Origin of the sequence: Rhizobium sp. 10PS4 (assembly GCF_032464805.1) — a bacterium.
In the GTDB taxonomy this organism is placed as follows: Bacteria; Pseudomonadota; Alphaproteobacteria; order Rhizobiales; family Rhizobiaceae; genus Rhizobium; species Rhizobium laguerreae.
Genome location: NZ_JAWDIW010000010.1, coordinates 87,440 through 103,314 on the forward strand (window position 1 = coordinate 87,440; position 15,875 = coordinate 103,314).

Below are 15,875 nucleotides of genomic sequence, written 5' to 3' on the forward strand. Positions count from 1 at the left end.
ATTATTTCCGGCGTCTCGCCTCGTTCTTGGCCTCGCGCGCCCACGGCGGCGGCAGCCGCTCCTCGATCCACGGCAGCAATTTGATAGGCTTTGCCTCAATGCCGGAGGTGATGATTGGATATTTGCTGAGAGCATTCCGCATCAATGGCAGACCTGCGGGGTTCGTGTAGCGGGTGTTCGTTTCACTTCCCTCGCTGAGGCGTCCGGAAATATCGTCGATAACTTCCGGAGACACGCCAGCTTGCTTCAGCGTATCAGCCATGCCGTGTCGCAAAGCATGGAGAGTGCGATCCCACAGGTTCTCTCCCAGGTACCGTTTCATGATCGGGAGTAGCACGTCGTAGAATCGGTCTCCAGGATCGTTCATCGTCTTGTCTGAAATGAGGTCCGGGAACACAGCCTCATATCCCAACTCTTTGAGTGCGATGCAGTAGTCCATAAAGCCCAGGCGGATCATCTCCTCAGGAAGAGGCAGCACGCGGTTCGACTGCTCGTTCTTCAGGCGTCGAAACTGGTTCGTCCTCACCATGAGGACCAGCCCCTGATCATCTTCCGCAATGTCATCCAGAGCGAGGCCCGCGAACTCTCTCCTGCGTCCGCCGAGATAGGTGAGCAAAATCGGCAGGAAGTAGGCTGCATCGTGGAAGACGTGCGGGCCCGGCTTGCCACGGCCACGCTGGTGGTTAAGTGCGCCGGTGTAGATCGGTGAGGAGAAGATTGGTTTGACTTCTTCCGGCGACGGTTTGTGCTGTTGCCCACGAATAACGCCAAGCTTGGGCTTTTTCGGCCTCAGTCCCTCGAAGCTCCAATCGTCGAGTTCAAAACCGTGCCCGCGCACATGCTTAAGGAAGTGGTTGAGGTTTCCGAAGTGCTTGCGGATGGTTGCAGCGCTCAAGCCGACGGCCGGCTCCTTGCCCTCCGTCTCGGCCTGCTCGCGCAGCTTCTCCCCTGCGGCCCGTAGCTCGGGTGCCGACATGGCCCTCATTTTGGCGCTCTGTCCCCAGCGTACCGGAATGTCGTTGAAGTGCTGGCGCAGCTTGCCAAGATGGTATTGGCTGATCTGACCGCTGTGCTCGATTCCGTACTCTTCAAGCACGCTCTTGAACATGCGAACCAGAGCGTGGGCATCACGTGCCGTGCTGTCGTCCCATGCGTCCTTCATGTTCTTGACGAGTTGGTCGCACTCGGTCTCGAAGTCCGCGACTTGGATCACGGGTCGGGTCTTTTCCTCAATCGGCTCCTTGGCGGCGACGGCTTGCGGCAAAGGAGTGAGATCAAGCGTCAGGATCGGCGGAGCTTCGAGCGTGGGGTGCGCCACGATGTCATCGGTAGGAGCCTCGACTACCGAAAGCGGCGGGGTGTTTAGGGGTGGACCTTCGGCGGCGACAGGTTGTGACCTCGAAGCCGAACCGCCAGTGAGTTCGCTGAGGTTGCGATCGGCGAGCGGATGCCTTTCAGCGACGTCGAAGAGCGCTTCTGCCCGGCCGGTAAAATAGGCCTTCATAGCCTTTTCTTCATTGAGCGGGTGCGGATTGATGTCGAAGAGGTACATCAATCTTCGGATGCCCTCCTGAAAACCGCGGGAGTTCGCTTCTTGTAGAATTTCGAGATAGTTCGAGTTGATCCCAAACATATGGGACGCGGGCACCCCTTGTCCCCGGAGATAAGCGAAGCCGGGGCAATCGGGCTTTAACGACAGGTGGTGGCGGAGCCCGAACATCCCCATCAGACGATAGGCCCAGCCATTTTCGAGATCCATTTCCAGCTCTGCGATGTCGGCGGGACGGCCGTAGCGCCGCGCCGCCGTCGAGACGTCTTCCAGATGCTCAAGCATCATGTCGCGTTCGTGTTCGCAAAGCTTTTGGAGTTGCGCCTTGGACATCGGTTCCTTCAAATTCATCTTCAGCTCGGCCAGCAGCGTGTTGAGTTTTCGACCGATGACCTGAGCCTTTTTATGATCCGAACAGTGAAGGCTCAGTGAAAGTCGGCTGCCGGGTTGGCATTGCCCGAAGGCGCTTGGGACGCGCGCACGCCAATAGAAGATATTGCCGCGGCGGGTGAGATTCTCGACGTCGTGTCGGACCGCCATAAGGAGTTTGCCCTTGCCTGCCACCGGCGACGCCGCGACGTGGGTCGCGTGGGCATCACCTGTGGGCTACAGTTCTGGGCATCAGGTCGCCTATGATGCCAAAACGATATCCGGCACGACTGGAAATCAAGGAATTAAGGGGATTTAGAGAGAATTGGCTGGGGAACCTGGATTCGAACCAAGATTAACGGAGTCAGAGTCCGTCGTTCTACCATTGAACTATTCCCCAGCATAAGCGAACCGGCGGGCGGTCGGCTGGTGTGCGGCGCTTATAACCAAAAGCCGGGGAATTGCAAATAGCTGTTTTGAAAAAAATCGGTGCTGCCGCGGAAAGGTGAAACCGCTGCAAATCCCTTGGTCCAAAAAAGAATTTGGCGATTTCGGCGGGCGCTGATATCCTTGCGGCAACGCAATAATCGAATGAGCGCCTGCTGCATATCCCAGGACTTGCGCGGCGCGGTGGAAAAATAACGTGGAAGACCCCGAAGGCGGCGCAAAGCCGCAATTTGACGGGGCGTCGGCGGCAGGGCGCAAGGACGGCAAGAAGTCCAGGCGCCGCAAGGGCAAGCGTGGCGGGCAATCCCGCAACGCGGCTCATCCCGCTTCGCATGAGCCTTCCGGCGGTGCCGGACAGCCTGCGCGCCCGATGGAAGATGCAGCCGGGAATCCGGCCCGCAAGCGCAAGCGTCGCCGTCGTGGCGGCCATGGCGCCGTGCAGGACGGTTCACCTCTTCCCCAGGCAATGGAACAGACGGCAGCGGCGGGCAATGCCGTCCGCGCCGATGGCGATTCAGCGCCGAGCCGTCGCAACCGCCGCAAACACCGCGGCAAGCGCGGTCTGCAGGGCCGGCCGCTGATACCGGCAAAGCCATCAGGTGCCCCGCAGCAGGAACGCCGCGCAGAAGAAGCGGTGCTCAGGGTCGAACTGCGTGAAACACTGAATGGCGCAAGCGCCAGCCGCAGGACCCGCCCGGAAAGCCATTCCCATTCCGGGCATCAGGGGGATCGTCCGGCCGGCGAACATGCGTGGCCGGAGGAGCTCTACGCCGCCCTCGATCTCGGCACCAACAATTGCCGTCTCCTCATTGCCCAGCCTACCCGTCCGGGTCAATTCCGCGTCGTCGACGCTTTTTCCCGCATCGTGCGCCTCGGCGAAGGCCTTGCTGCAAGCGGCCGTCTGTCGGACGAGGCGATGGAGCGGGCGATCGAGGCGCTGAGGATCTGCGCCTCCAAGCTCAGGAACCGGCAGATCCGCCGCATGCGGCTGATCGCCACCGAAGCCTGCCGCCAGGCCGTCAATGGCGAGGACTTCCTCGGCCGGGTCGTTGCCGAAACCGGCCTCGAGCTCGAGATCATCGATCGGGAGACAGAGGCGCGGCTTGCGGTCTCCGGCTGCTCGTCGCTGGTCGGTCGCGAAACGCGCTCCGTCGTGCTCTTCGATATCGGCGGCGGCTCTTCGGAGATCGCTGTCATCCGCATCGGCGACAATCGCTTCAGCCGCCTTGCCAATCACATCACCCACTGGACCTCGTTGCCGGTCGGCGTCGTGACGCTGTCGGAGCGCCATGGCGGGCACGACGTCACGCCGGAGGCCTTCGAAGGCATGGTGCGTGAAGTCGAAGGCATGCTTGGAAGCTTCGATTGCCCGGAGATCGAGGTTGCCCAGACCGGCGACTTTCACCTGATCGGCACATCCGGCACTGTGACGACGCTTGCCGGCGTCCATCTCGACCTGCCGCGTTATGACCGGCGCAAGGTCGACGGCATCTGGCTGTCCGACGATGAGGTCTCCGCCATGCAGGCAAAGCTCCTCTCCTGGGATTTCGCAAGCCGTGCCGCCAATCCCTGCATCGGGCCTGACCGGGCCGATCTGGTGCTGGCCGGCTGCGCCATTCTCGAGGCGATCCGCCGTCGCTGGCCGAGCCCGCGCATGCGCGTTGCCGATCGCGGCTTGAGGGAAGGCTTGCTCACCGACATGATGGCCGATGACGGCGTGTGGCGGCGCAACCGCAACCGCCGCGGCCAGCGCGTGAGATCGTGAAATAAGGAATAGGCATGACCAAGGCACCGATCGCGGGAAACCGCACCGGCCGCAAACTCGGCCAGCGCGTCAAAAACAAGAAGATGAAGGCCTCCTCCCGCCAATGGCTGGAGCGCCATATCAACGATCCCTATGTGCAGCGCGCCCAGCTCGAAGGCTATCGCGCCCGGGCCGCCTTCAAGCTGCTGGAGATCGACGAGAAACATCATATCCTGCGCGGCGCCAGGCGTATCATCGATCTCGGCGCTGCCCCCGGCAGCTGGTCGCAGATCGCAGCCAAAGTCACCGGCTCGACAGATGATGATATTCGTGTGGCTGCGATCGATTTCCTTGAAATGACCCAGCTGCCGGGGGTCAAGATCCTGCAGCTCGATTTCCTCGATCCCAGTGCGCCGGAAAAGCTGCTGGAGGCCGTCGGCGGCACACCCGACCTTGTGATATCGGACATGGCAGCGCCCACCACCGGTCACCACCGCACCGACCATCTGCGCACCATGCATCTCTGCGAAGTCGCAGCACATTTCGCCGTCGAAGTGCTGGGGGAAGGCGGGCACTTCCTCACCAAGACTTTTCAGGGCGGTACCGAGCGTGAGCTGCTTGCCATGCTCAAGCAGAACTTCCGCCAGGTCGTCCATGTCAAGCCGAACTCGTCGCGCGCCGAATCGGTCGAGATGTTCCTGCTGGCCAAGGGGTTCAAGGGGCGCAAGGCCGAAGGCGAAGCAGAAGCAGAAGAAGCTTGATCTTCGGGCCGGTCCTGACGGATGATGGCGATCGACTGCATAATTCCTTAAATCGGGATCGATTTAAGGATAAGATAGGCAGCAATGGAAAGCGTTGCCGCGTCCTTTGCGTGTCCGAAAGGACGCGCGGCGCTCTCATGATTTGAACCGCTAATCCCATGCTTCTTTACGTCACGCTCGGAACCAACGACCTTTATCGCGCAGGGCATTTTTACGATGCCGTGCTATCTCCCCTCGGCTATCGCCGCCAACGCTCTTCCGAAGAGGAAATCGGCTATTCCGCCGAGGGCGATACGCGCTGCCGCTTTTGGGTGGTGACGCCGTTCAATCACCGCCGGGCGACCTCGGGCAATGGCGCCATGGTGGCGCTGGCGGCCGAAACGCGGGCCGATGTCGATGCCTTCCATGCGGCGGCGATCGCGGCAGGCGCCGTGGATGAGGGCGAGCCCGGCCTGCGCTCCTACCATGCCCATTTCTATGCCGCCTATATCCGTGATCTCGACGGCAACAAGCTCTCTGCCGTCTGCGAAAGCCCGGACTAGCGGCTGCCAAAAGCGCGTCGCAATCTTTCAGATTTGCTCCTCGCGCTTTGGTCTTTGTTTTTACGCATGCCGTTGTCGCAAAACCGCTGCACACTTTTGCGCGACATACTTTATTTCACCGCCTGCTGTTCGGCTTCGACCGTTGCCGCCGTCATCGCCTTCGAGCGGTGGCCGGAAACGATCGCGCCGGCATTGCGGTCCATCCGGATGAAGGGAATGGTCGCAATCACTGTCAGTCCGGCAATGATGTAGAAGGCTAGGTGGAAATCGGCCACTTGCAGCGCTTCGCCGCGGAAATAGATCGAGCTCTCCAGGATGGCGGCGGCGACCGCAACGCCGAGCGCCAGGCTGACCTGCTGCATCACCGAGCTCATCGATGTCGCCTGGCTGGCTTCCGAATCTTCGATATCGGCGAAGGAAAGAGCATTGACGCCGGTGAACATGAAGGAGCGGGAGAAGCCGCCGAGCAGCAGCACACCGATGATGACGAGATGCGGCGTCGACGGCGTGAACAGGCCGGTGACGACAGTCACCAGGGTCGTCACCATGGCGGCGCCGAGAAGCGTCGTGCGGAAGCCGGCGGCTGCGAAGACGCGTTTCGCCATGAACTTGGTGGTGATTGCCCCGATCGCGCCGGCAAAGGTGATGAGGCCGGATTGAAACGGCGTCAGCCCGAAGCCGAGTTGGAGCATCAGCGGCGTCAGGAAGGGCATGGCGCCGACGCAAATGCGAAAGAGCATGCCGCCCAAGGTGGAGGCTCGGAACGTTGGGTTCTTGAACAGGTTGAGGTTGAGGATCGGCGCCGGATGCCGCTTGGCGTGGCGCACGTAAAGGACGCCGCAAATGAGGCCGATCAAGGTGGCGGTGACGCCGATGATCGGGGGCAGGGCCGGCAGACTGACCACCGACAGGCCGAAGACGACGCCCGCGGCCGAAAGCGAGGTCAGCACGAAGCCGGTGACATCGAGCCGCGGCGGCGCCGTCGCTTCCACCTCCGGCAGAAAGATCGTCGCAAGCCAGATGCCGATGATGCCGACCGGCACGTTGATCAGAAAGATCCAGTGCCAGCTGAAATAGGTGGTGATGAAGCCTCCGAGCGGCGGGCCGGTGAGCGGGCCGACAAGTGCGGGGATGGTGAGCAGCGCCATGGCCGAGACCAGGTCGCTGCGCTGCGTCGTGCGCACCAGCACGAGGCGGCCGACCGGCGTCATCATCGCGCCGCCCATGCCCTGCAGGAAGCGGGCAAAAACGAATTCCAGGAGGTTGGACGAAATCGCGCAGAAAATCGAGCCGATGACGAAGACCGAGATGGCAAGGCGGAAGATCTTCTTGGCGCCGAACCTGTCGGCCATCCAGCCGCTGATCGGGATGAACACCGCAAGCGCCACCATGTAGGAGGTCAGCGCCAGCTTCAGCGTGATCGGCCCGACATTGAGATCCCTCGCGATCGCCGGCAGCGCCGTCGCAATCACGGTCGAGTCCATCTGTTCCATGAAAAGAGCGACGGCAAGGATCAGCGGGACGATGCGATTCATAGGCGGGAGCCTTGAGGGGCGCGGATGGGAGGTGGGAAGGCCCGTGCTGTTTAGTCCCAGTTTCGGGTTCTGCCAATCCCCGAATCCGGGTTCCAATTCGGGTCGATGACACGTTTGCTTCACGTCTGCGTGAGACGGCTTGCCCGACAACGTCGCCTATCAACATTGACATATGTTTACCCGGCCGGGGCAACAAATCCGGCCGGAAATGTCATCGGGAACGTGCGGCGACAGACTGCACGTCATGGGAGAATGGATACATGGCAATTTCGACGCGAATGAAGCGGCGCACGCTTTTTGCCGCAGGCCTTGGCTTGGCTGCGGCTCCGGCAATTTTTAGAGACAAGGCCGAAGCGGCCGCGACTGGAGAAAATGGAAATATGGATGGCACACCTTTGCCTGAGATCGATCAATTCAAGCTCGGTTCCTATAAGTTCACCGTCGTCCGCGACGGCATCAACATCTCAGAAAAACCCTATGAAACCTTCGGCACCAATCAGGATCCCGAAACGGTCAAGGCGTTGCTCTCCGCAAATTTCCTGCCCGCTGACAAGTTCCTGAACGGCTATACGCCAGCTCTCATCGATACCGGTTCGGATGTCATCCTCATCGATACCGGCTTCGGAGCGAGCGGTCGCGCACGCGGCGCCGGCCAACTTGCCGAAGGCCTGAAGGCGGCGGGATATTCGGCCGACGACGTCACGCTGGTGGCGCTCACCCATCTGCACGGTGATCATATTGGCGGCCTGATGGAAGACGGCGCGGCTGCCTTCAAGAATGCCCGCTATATCGTCGGCCACGCGGAATATGATTTCTGGTCGGACAAGGCACGTGAGGGCACACCTGCCGAGGGCGGCCACAAGGCGGTGCTCGCCAATGTCGTGCCGCTCGCCGAGAAGGCCACATTTATTAAGGACGGTGATAGCGTCGCACCCGGCATAACGGCGATGCTGGCGGCCGGCCACTCACCGGGCCATATGGTGTTCCACGTCGAATCCGAGGGCAAGCGCCTTGTGCTCACAGGCGATACCGCCAACCATTATATCCTGTCGCTGCTGCGCCCGGATTGGGAGGTGCGCTTCGACATGGACAAGACGCAGGCAGCCGCCACCCGCCGCAAGGTTTTCGAGATGATCGCCACCGAAAAGATCGCCTTCCTTGGTTATCACATGCCATTCCCGGCAGTCGGCTTCGTCGAGAGGCAGGATGGCGGTTATCGCTTCGTACCGAAGACCTATCAGTTCGACGTCTGATCCGAAGCGGTTCAGCCTTCACGGAAGCGCTGAACCGCTATAATATATTGTTTTTACAGAATTACTGAACGAAAAACGCCTAGCGTTTTTCCCGAAATGCTCCTGGCGCATGGCACCCATGCCGAGCCGCGCGGGCATGCCGGGCTTTTTGCTATTTCCTTCCTGTCATAGACGTGTTACCAGCCCTCGCCAACTTCCAAGCAACCCAATGCAGACCGCCGGGGCGGACGATTCGTTTCCGGACAGGGTCGCATTTCTATTAAACGAAGGAATTTGGCCATGGCACGCATCATTGAAACGGCAACCGGCGCAGACGCGCTTACCTTCGACGACGTGTTGCTGCAGCCGGGACATTCCGAGGTCATGCCCGGCCAGACGAATATCTCCACCCGTATCGCCCGGGATTTCGAACTCAACATCCCGATCATCTCATCCGCCATGGATACCGTCACCGAGAGCCGCCTGGCGATCGCCATGGCCCAGGCCGGCGGCCTCGGCGTCATTCATCGCAACCTGACGCCGATCGAACAGGCCGAGCAGGTCCGGCAAGTGAAGAAGTTTGAAAGCGGCATGGTCGTCAATCCGGTGACGATCGGCCCCGATGCGACGCTCGCCGATGCATTCGGGCTCATGAAATCCTACAGCATCTCCGGCATCCCTGTCGTGGAGAAGTCCGGCCGCCTCGTCGGCATCCTGACCAACCGCGACGTCCGCTTCGCTTCCGATCAGGAACAGAAGATCCATGAGCTGATGACCAAGGACAATCTGGTCACCGTCAAGGAAAACGTCGATCAGCAGGAGGCCAAGCGCCTGCTGCATTCGCATCGCATCGAGAAGCTGCTGGTGGTCGATACCGAAGGCCGCTGTGTCGGCCTCATCACCGTCAAGGACATCGAGAAGTCGCAGCTGAACCCGAACGCTTCCAAGGATGCGCAGGGCAGGCTTCGCGCTGCCGCCGCGATCAGCGTCGGTGACGACGGTTTCGAGCGCGCCGAGCGATTGATCGAGGCCGGCGTCGACCTTCTGGTCGTCGATACCGCCCACGGCCATTCGCAGCGCGTCCTCGATGCGGTTGCCCGCGTCAAGAAGCTTTCCAACTCGGTGCGCATCATGGCCGGCAATGTCGCCACCTATGACGGCACCAGGGCGCTGATCGATGCCGGCGCGGACGCCGTCAAGGTCGGCATCGGTCCGGGTTCGATCTGCACGACGCGCATCGTTGCCGGTGTCGGCGTTCCCCAGCTCGCAGCCATCATGTCGGCGGTTCAGGCCGCAAATGATCAGGACGTGCCTGTTATCGCCGATGGCGGCATCAAGTTCTCCGGCGATCTTGCCAAGGCGATCGCCGCAGGCGCTTCCGCCGTCATGATCGGCTCGTTGCTTGCTGGTACCGATGAGAGCCCGGGCGAGGTCTATCTCTACCAGGGTCGCTCCTTCAAGGCCTATCGCGGCATGGGCTCCGTCGGCGCCATGGCCCGCGGCTCGGCCGACCGTTACTTCCAGGCGGAAGTGCGCGACACGCTGAAGCTCGTGCCTGAGGGCATCGAAGGTCAGGTGCCGTACAAGGGCCCGGTCTCGGGCGTCATCCATCAGCTCGCCGGCGGTCTTAAGGCAGCCATGGGTTATGTCGGCGGCAAGGACCTCAAGGATTTCCAGGAACGGGCCACGTTCGTGCGCATCTCCGGTGCCGGTCTTCGCGAAAGCCACGCCCATGACGTGACGATCACCCGCGAGAGCCCGAACTATCCGGGCGCCGGCCTCTGATCATGAAGGCGGGCAGCGGGATTCCTCCCTGGGTCGTCTCGCTGCTCGCAGCCCTCTGCCTTGCCGTGCTCGCCTGGACGACCTTCGGCTTCGTCGTTCCGTTCAAGCACGAAACCGGCCAGGCGGTGCTCGATACCTATTTCGCCGGTTACGACGAGTCGGCGGTCTTCCACATGCAGCAGCTGCTTGATGAGAACGAGACGGCGACCAGGCTGCTGCGCGCCATGTATTTCGGGCCGGAGCTGATCTTTCCGGCATTGCTGACGGCGCTGCTGTTCCTCGCCTTCCTCAAGCTCGGTCCTGTCGGTTCGTGGTTCGGCCAATCGGTGCATCCGCTCGTTGGCAAGGCGGTCTACCTGCTGCCGTTCATCTATGGCATCGCCGACTACAGCGAGAATATCTCGAGCCTCATCGCCTTCGGCAACGGCGCGTATGCAGGTCTTGCAACGTACCTGCTGCCCTGGATGACGCGATTGAAATTCGCAAGCCTCGCCATCTGCTTCATCGTCGCCGCCCGGCTCGCCGTCATGCGCTGGCTCTCTTCGCGCCAGGACTGAGGCGCCGTTTCCTTCCAGCTCCATGTCGAAAAGCCGGGACACCTGCGCCGACGTGCCTTAGCGACGCAGGTGCCGATGGGGCGTTGCCCTATGCTGGTATCCAGCTTCCCTTTCGGCTAATGCTCGCGTCGAAAGCGGAAGCCGAAAGGAAACGACCAACATATGACCGGCTATCAAATCTTCTGGCCACTGCTTGCCCATGTGGCCCTGGTCTATGGTCTTTACGCGCTTCTAGGCATGCGGCGCGCCAAGATGGTCCGCGTCGGCAGCATCGCGAAATCGGATTATCGCGAAAACCGTGGCGAGCCGGCCGAAAGCCTTATTGTCAAGAACTGCCTCGCCAACCAGTTCGAACTGCCCGTGCTCTTCTACGCCTGTTGCGTTCTTCTCTATATCACCGAGGCCGACAATCTCGTCTCCCTCGGCCTCGCCTGGGCTTTCGTTGTCCTGCGCTACGCCCACGCCGCCATCCATGTCACCAGCAACGACCTGCGTTATCGCAGCCCGATCTTCGCCGCCGGTTACCTGGTGCTTGTCGCCATGTGGATCTGGCTTGCCGGATGGATGCTGATGAGCTGAGGCGGCGCGCGCTACCGCCCCATCATTTGCCGCCACCTACTACATAATTCCTTAAATCGGGATCGATCTAAGGACAGGATCTGCAGCAACTGAAATGCTGCAGGCCGACGACGGAACATGTCGGCATCGGCGGCAAGATGGCCGCCGGACGTTGGGCCATCCCCAAGATCGCAGGCAACGCGCGGCAGAATGGGGTCAAAGCGGCGCAGTCGGTGAAATTCTGACACGATATGCTTGACGGCGCCGTGTGCCTTTTTCAGGCGTACACAGGACGCTGTAGCACTTTGAATTGTACGGTAGCGCACCGTTTCACACGCTTTTGCCGGCCGTTAAAATGCGAACGTTTCCATTTACTGCGGATGAAGACCTGCATGTCATATCGGCCCGACGCGGTGGTTTGGCGCATGCCTTCCGCCGCGAACAAAAAGAATGGGAACGACATGGGCGCGGAAAGCATGGATCGGATCGGCTTGCGCAGGAAGCCGAAGCAGGAGCGCAGCATCCAGAGGCTGGACCTCATTCTCGCCGCCGCCGCCAAGATCATCGCCGAAAAGGGCGTCAGCGCCATGCGGATGACGGAACTCGCCATCGCCGCCAAGGTACCGATCGGTTCGGTCTACCAGTATTTCCCGGAGAAGGCGGCAATCGTCAAAGCGCTCTTCGATCAGCATGCCTCGGCGATCCAGGCGAAGACCGCGGCGATGTTTAGCGACGTACGCTCACTCGACCAGGCGCTCGACCGCGTCTGCGCCACCATCGACTGGTATTACGATTCCTACCACAACGATCCCGTCTATCTCGGCGTCTGGATGGGAACGGAGACCGATCAGGATCTGCTGCAGCTGAATATCGAGCATAGCGGTCACGTCGCCGGCATCTTCCATGACGCCGTGCGTCAATTGGCTCCCGACCTTTGCGACGAAGACATGTATGCGCGCACTTACCTGTTCAGCCACCTGATCGGCGCCGTCATTCGACTTGCCGCCGTCAGTGAAGAGGCGCTGGCGCGGCGCATGCTCGATCAGTGGAAGCGCGTCATCCGCGCCTCCCTTTTTGCCACGATCGTGCCCCGCGCCGCCTGAACTCTTACCAGCTTGGTACCATATTGGCCGCCTTCAGCCGCGGATAAAGGCGCGCCTGGGCGGATTTGACGTCTGCCTCCAAGCTGTCGTCGGCGACAGTAGGCGTGATATTGTCGAGGCAGGCGGTGATATGTGCCGTGATCGCATTCATCAGCGAGAGTGAAACGCCCGGCCGCTTCATGATTCCGATCTGCACCGGCGGCAGCGCCGGGAAACCGTCTGCCTGGCTCAGCACCTTCATGCCTGTCCGCAGCGCCGATTCCGGCATCACCGAAACCGCCATGCCGGCAAGCACGGCAGCGGCAACGACAGTGCAGGACCAGCTGGTGAACAGGATCTGGTGCTCGCGTCCCACAGCATCGAGCGCCGAGCAGGCGAGCTGGCGCCACTGGCAATCGCGCCGGCCGACGGCAAGCGGCACCGGGGCGTCGTCACGGATCGGATGGTTGGCCGAGCCCACCCAGCAGAGCGGCTCGGTTCTCACCACATCTGACATGCGCTCGCGCGGATTGTGGGTGACGAGCGCGATGTCGAGTTCGCCCTTGTGCATGCGCTCGGCCAGATCCACCGAGGGCTCGCAGACGATATAGAGCTCGACATTCGGATGCGTCTTGGCGAAGCGGCCGATGATTTCGGGCATGTAGCGGTCGGCATAATCGTCCGGCGTACCGATGCGCAGCATCCCCTCCAGCCTGTTGTCGTCGAAAGCAGCAATCGCCTCATTGTTGAGGCGAATGATGCGCCGGGCATAGTTGAGCAGTTTTTCGCCCTCGACCGTCAGCCGATTGCCGCGTCCGTCTTTGATGAACAGCTGTTTGCCGATGCGCTCCTCAAGACGGCGCATCTGCATGGAGACGGCCGATTGGGTCTTGTAGACCCTGTCGGCGGCCTTGGTGAAGCTGCCGGAATCGACGATGGCGATGAAAGTCTGCAATTGGTCGAGATCAAGAGGCGCGGACATGTTTTCACCCATAAAGATAGCTGATGATAATCATTAGAAACATTCGTTGGACTGATCAATAGGTCTTTGGCATCTTCGGGATGCAAATCAAGCAAAGTGAAGGACAGACACCGTGCCTGTCCGAGCCAATTCAGCCTTGCTCCTTCCCGTGCGACCTCGCGGGAGGGGTGGGTTGTTGCGCGCCTGAAAGAAATCGAAAGAAAGGAGAGTCCCATGCGGATGACAGACAGAACAATAGAACTCGACTGCGGCAAGCTCACCCCGACGTTTTCCCAACGTCTGGCAGCAGGCCTCGCACCGTTGACCTCCCTCTTTCGCGGGTTCCGCAATCGCATGGAGATCAACACGCTGCACGATCTGAGCGACGCTCAGCTGAGGGATATCGGCCTTAGCAGGGCCGACCTGACCTCCGCGTTCCTGGCGTCGACCTTCTTCGAGGACCCGTCGGAACATCTGACGCGCTCGGCGCGCAATCGCTGGCGCCTGTCGTCGTTCTTGCGCTCCTACGAGGAGCAGGAGCGTTAAGTTTCCCCGCAGGGCGATAGCCAATAGCCCTGCCGCTTGACCCGGTGATCGGCTTTCCCAAGCCATCTCCGGGTTTTTTTATGCGCGAAAGCATGTCGCGCAAAAGTGTGTCGCGGTTTTGCGATAACGACATGCGCAAAAATCTAAAGCATGTCGCGCAAAAGTGTGTCGCGGTTGTGCGATAACGACCTGCGAGAAACCAAGGACCTAAAGCGTGGCAAGCGAATCTGAAAGATCGCGACGCGCTTTAGTGCGCTATTCGCTCTTTTCCGAGGAAGGCTTCGGCCGATAGGTTTCGAAGATCGCTTCCAGGTTCCGCTGGTAGTTCTTCTGCACTTCCAGCCCGCTGTCGAACATGGCGTTCAGCATCTCGGTATAGCTGTCGGCATTGACCTTCGCCTCTTCCTTCGGCCCCTCCGGCGTCTTGGCCTTGGTCGTGGCCGCCGGCTGCTGGCCGAGTCCGCCCATCATCTCCTGGAAGGCCTTGGCGAAAGGATTGTCGAGGAAGGGGTTCGGCGTCTGCGTTGGGGCAGGCTTCGGCACGGAAAACATCTGCTGCATCGCCTGCGTAAAGGGATTGTCGAAGACGCTAGGCTCCGGGGCCGGCTTCGGCGCGAAGCCGGTACTCTCAAGCCATTTCTGGATGGTCTCGCCCATCGGCGTGTTGACGAAGGGGTTGACCGGCGAGGCCATCTGGCCGGTCGTCTGTTTGAAGAGCCCGCCCATCAGCGTATCGGCCAGCACCGGCAGCATCCGCTTGTAAATGTCCTGGCCGATCCCGGTCATCTGCGCCGCCTGGGCAGCGACCGCGCGCGAAACCTCCTTCGAGCCGAAGAGTTGGGCAAGGATGTTGTTGCCGTCGGAAATACCCTCCGGCGTGAACGCCCGGTTCATATCCTCGAAATATCGCGCGTAATTGCCGGAGGAAACCGCCTGCATCAGCCCGACGAAATCATAGGGATTGCTGGTGCTGCGTTTCAACCCGGCGGAAAAGGCCGGCATCAGCGCCGCCATCGCCTTCGTCGCCTGTTCCTGCGCAAGGTTGAACTGTCGGGCGATCGCCTCCATCGCCGCCCCGTTCTGCGCCTGCATCATCATGTCGAAGAGTGGCAGCATGGAAGTCCCTTTCCCCCGGTCGTGCGCGTTGTAACGCCACTATAACCGGAAATGGCAATGCGCAAACGGCTTTTTGCCATAAGAACTTAGCCTGATGAGGCGAAAGCGGCGATAACGACGGCCGGCCGTCACTCTCCGTCGGCCTATATGCTATCCTCACCGGAAACCGATCCCTGCGCGCCGGCGTTCTTCTTCCATGGTCGAAACCAAATCCTCCACTGGTCACGACGAGCCGCCACCGAATGAAGACGGTGCGAAGCCGGGCGCCGACATTTCCTTTCCCTACGACAGGATGACGGTCGAGCAATTCCGAAGACGCTTCCCCCGTGCCCGCTGGAGTGATACCCGCAAGGCCTGGTTCGTTCCCGGGCGGACGGCGTCCCGCCGCATCGGACGATGGCTTGCCGAGATGGAGGCCGAAGCCGACGCCCATGCGGATGCGAAGGGCCGCGACGCCTTCGCCTTCGATCCCATCGACAGTCCATATCTTGAACTTGGCAAGACGGGCTTTCGAATCCGCACGCCGTATTCGAAGGCTGTCGTCGACGAGTTGCGCGAGGTGCCATTCTCTCGGTGGGACGGCGATCTCAAGCTATGGCACGTTCCCTTCCGGTCCTATGAGGAACTCAAACGCCGGTGGCCGGAGATCGAGACGGCGGCGCGCAGAAACGAACCGGAAGAAAGACGACGTCGAGCCGAGGAGCGGAAGGGGACCGAACAGGATGTGCGCAGCAAGCTCCGCTCTGCGGAACGAAAGCGTCATCGCTACCCGCTTCAGAGCGACGACTTGCCGCCGATAGGCCGGCCTGTGGTCACCACCTATGGAATCGTCGTCTTTACCGACATCTCAGGTGAACTGGTCGACCCGAACGTCGTTACGGACTTCTATGCCGGCGTGACCGAGGATCATGTCTGGGGATATTGGCGGGTCCCTACGTTGGAAGAACTCGTCCGCACCTGGCCTGCGAAGACGCCGCCAGTTCAAGACGCCGAGTGGTGGCTGCCGACGATCGAGGAACTGAGGCCCGCCCGCCGCACGGCCAGATCGCGCGAAGCCAGGAAGCGCGCGATGGCGCCGTGATCGCAGCTTG

14 protein-coding genes and 1 tRNA gene are annotated in these 15,875 nt (G+C 61.0%); 10 read left to right on the forward strand and 5 right to left on the reverse strand.

Going from position 1 to position 15,875, the window contains the following annotated elements:
• Position 1: 1 nt before the first annotated feature.
• A complete protein-coding gene (locus tag RWJ89_RS19750) occupies positions 2–2,113 on the reverse strand; it encodes an integrase (protein WP_316031306.1) in 2,112 nt (703 codons plus the stop codon).
• Positions 2,114–2,244: 131 nt separating this feature from the next.
• Positions 2,245–2,318, reverse strand: a tRNA-Gln gene (locus tag RWJ89_RS19755).
• A gap of 243 nt (positions 2,319–2,561) precedes the next feature.
• Between RWJ89_RS19755 and RWJ89_RS19760 the strand changes: the two genes are divergently transcribed.
• From RWJ89_RS19760 to RWJ89_RS19770, 3 genes are all read left to right on the forward strand, one after another.
• Entirely contained in the window at positions 2,562–4,130 is a 1,569-nt protein-coding gene (locus RWJ89_RS19760; protein WP_221941993.1) for a Ppx/GppA phosphatase family protein, read from the forward strand.
• 14 nt (positions 4,131–4,144) lie between these two features.
• Positions 4,145–4,870 (forward strand): RlmE family RNA methyltransferase, encoded by a 726-nt coding sequence (locus tag RWJ89_RS19765; protein WP_221951930.1) that lies wholly within the window; start codon positions 4,145–4,147, stop codon positions 4,868–4,870.
• Positions 4,871–5,028: 158 nt separating this feature from the next.
• A complete protein-coding gene (locus RWJ89_RS19770; RefSeq protein WP_020048594.1) occupies positions 5,029–5,412 on the forward strand; it encodes a VOC family protein in 384 nt (127 codons plus the stop codon).
• 110 nt (positions 5,413–5,522) lie between these two features.
• Here RWJ89_RS19770 and RWJ89_RS19775 read toward each other — a convergent pair whose 3' ends face one another.
• Positions 5,523–6,947 (reverse strand): DHA2 family efflux MFS transporter permease subunit, encoded by a 1,425-nt coding sequence (locus RWJ89_RS19775; RefSeq protein WP_316031307.1) that lies wholly within the window; start codon positions 6,945–6,947, stop codon positions 5,523–5,525.
• Between the two features lie 260 nt (positions 6,948–7,207).
• On the opposite strand from RWJ89_RS19775, the gene RWJ89_RS19780 reads away from it, so the two are divergent.
• From RWJ89_RS19780 to RWJ89_RS19800, 5 genes are all read left to right on the forward strand, one after another.
• Positions 7,208–8,200 (forward strand): MBL fold metallo-hydrolase, encoded by a 993-nt coding sequence (locus RWJ89_RS19780; RefSeq protein WP_316031308.1) that lies wholly within the window; start codon positions 7,208–7,210, stop codon positions 8,198–8,200.
• Between the two features lie 279 nt (positions 8,201–8,479).
• A complete protein-coding gene (gene guaB, locus RWJ89_RS19785) occupies positions 8,480–9,964 on the forward strand; it encodes an IMP dehydrogenase (RefSeq protein WP_025393298.1) in 1,485 nt (494 codons plus the stop codon).
• Between the two features lie 2 nt (positions 9,965–9,966).
• Entirely contained in the window at positions 9,967–10,521 is a 555-nt protein-coding gene (locus RWJ89_RS19790; RefSeq protein ID WP_316031309.1) for a hypothetical protein, read from the forward strand.
• A 162-nt stretch (positions 10,522–10,683) separates the two neighbouring features.
• Positions 10,684–11,100 carry an MAPEG family protein gene (locus tag RWJ89_RS19795; protein ID WP_221978376.1) on the forward strand — a complete coding sequence of 139 codons (417 nt, stop codon included), beginning with the start codon at positions 10,684–10,686 and terminating at the stop codon, positions 11,098–11,100.
• A 440-nt stretch (positions 11,101–11,540) separates the two neighbouring features.
• Entirely contained in the window at positions 11,541–12,182 is a 642-nt protein-coding gene (locus RWJ89_RS19800) for a TetR family transcriptional regulator (protein WP_316031310.1), read from the forward strand.
• 4 nt (positions 12,183–12,186) lie between these two features.
• Here the strand turns inward: RWJ89_RS19800 and RWJ89_RS19805 are convergent, their stop codons facing one another.
• On the reverse strand, positions 12,187–13,143 hold the full coding sequence (locus tag RWJ89_RS19805) for a LysR substrate-binding domain-containing protein (RefSeq protein ID WP_032999350.1): 957 nt from the start codon (positions 13,141–13,143) through the stop codon (positions 12,187–12,189).
• Between the two features lie 213 nt (positions 13,144–13,356).
• On the opposite strand from RWJ89_RS19805, the gene RWJ89_RS19810 reads away from it, so the two are divergent.
• Positions 13,357–13,668, forward strand: a complete 312-nt coding sequence (locus RWJ89_RS19810; protein ID WP_017959118.1) for a DUF1127 domain-containing protein — start codon at positions 13,357–13,359, stop codon at positions 13,666–13,668.
• 255 nt (positions 13,669–13,923) lie between these two features.
• Here RWJ89_RS19810 and RWJ89_RS19815 read toward each other — a convergent pair whose 3' ends face one another.
• Positions 13,924–14,784: a DUF937 domain-containing protein gene (locus RWJ89_RS19815; RefSeq protein WP_131661459.1), complete on the reverse strand. Its 861-nt coding sequence runs from the start codon at positions 14,782–14,784 to the stop codon at positions 13,924–13,926.
• A 196-nt stretch (positions 14,785–14,980) separates the two neighbouring features.
• Between RWJ89_RS19815 and RWJ89_RS19820 the strand changes: the two genes are divergently transcribed.
• Positions 14,981–15,865, forward strand: coding sequence for a hypothetical protein (locus tag RWJ89_RS19820; protein ID WP_316031311.1), 885 nt, complete (start codon positions 14,981–14,983; stop codon positions 15,863–15,865).
• The last annotated feature ends 10 nt before the right edge of the window (positions 15,866–15,875 follow it).

What these genes read in the sequence shown, in the direction of transcription:
- RWJ89_RS19765 (WP_221951930.1), top strand. Translation starts at nt 4,145, where the DNA reads ATGACCAAGGCACCGATCGCGGGAAACCGCACCGGCCGCAAACTCGGC.
- RWJ89_RS19770 (WP_020048594.1), top strand. Translation starts at nt 5,029, where the DNA reads ATGCTTCTTTACGTCACGCTCGGAACCAACGACCTTTATCGCGCAGGG.
- RWJ89_RS19775 (WP_316031307.1), bottom strand. Translation starts at nt 6,947, where the DNA reads ATGAATCGCATCGTCCCGCTGATCCTTGCCGTCGCTCTTTTCATGGAA.
- RWJ89_RS19780 (WP_316031308.1), top strand. Translation starts at nt 7,208, where the DNA reads ATGGCAATTTCGACGCGAATGAAGCGGCGCACGCTTTTTGCCGCAGGC.
- guaB (WP_025393298.1), top strand. Translation starts at nt 8,480, where the DNA reads ATGGCACGCATCATTGAAACGGCAACCGGCGCAGACGCGCTTACCTTC.
- RWJ89_RS19790 (WP_316031309.1), top strand. Translation starts at nt 9,967, where the DNA reads ATGAAGGCGGGCAGCGGGATTCCTCCCTGGGTCGTCTCGCTGCTCGCA.
- RWJ89_RS19795 (WP_221978376.1), top strand. Translation starts at nt 10,684, where the DNA reads ATGACCGGCTATCAAATCTTCTGGCCACTGCTTGCCCATGTGGCCCTG.
- RWJ89_RS19800 (WP_316031310.1), top strand. Translation starts at nt 11,541, where the DNA reads ATGGGCGCGGAAAGCATGGATCGGATCGGCTTGCGCAGGAAGCCGAAG.
- RWJ89_RS19805 (WP_032999350.1), bottom strand. Translation starts at nt 13,143, where the DNA reads ATGTCCGCGCCTCTTGATCTCGACCAATTGCAGACTTTCATCGCCATC.
- RWJ89_RS19810 (WP_017959118.1), top strand. Translation starts at nt 13,357, where the DNA reads ATGCGGATGACAGACAGAACAATAGAACTCGACTGCGGCAAGCTCACC.
- RWJ89_RS19815 (WP_131661459.1), bottom strand. Translation starts at nt 14,784, where the DNA reads ATGCTGCCACTCTTCGACATGATGATGCAGGCGCAGAACGGGGCGGCG.
- RWJ89_RS19820 (WP_316031311.1), top strand. Translation starts at nt 14,981, where the DNA reads ATGGTCGAAACCAAATCCTCCACTGGTCACGACGAGCCGCCACCGAAT.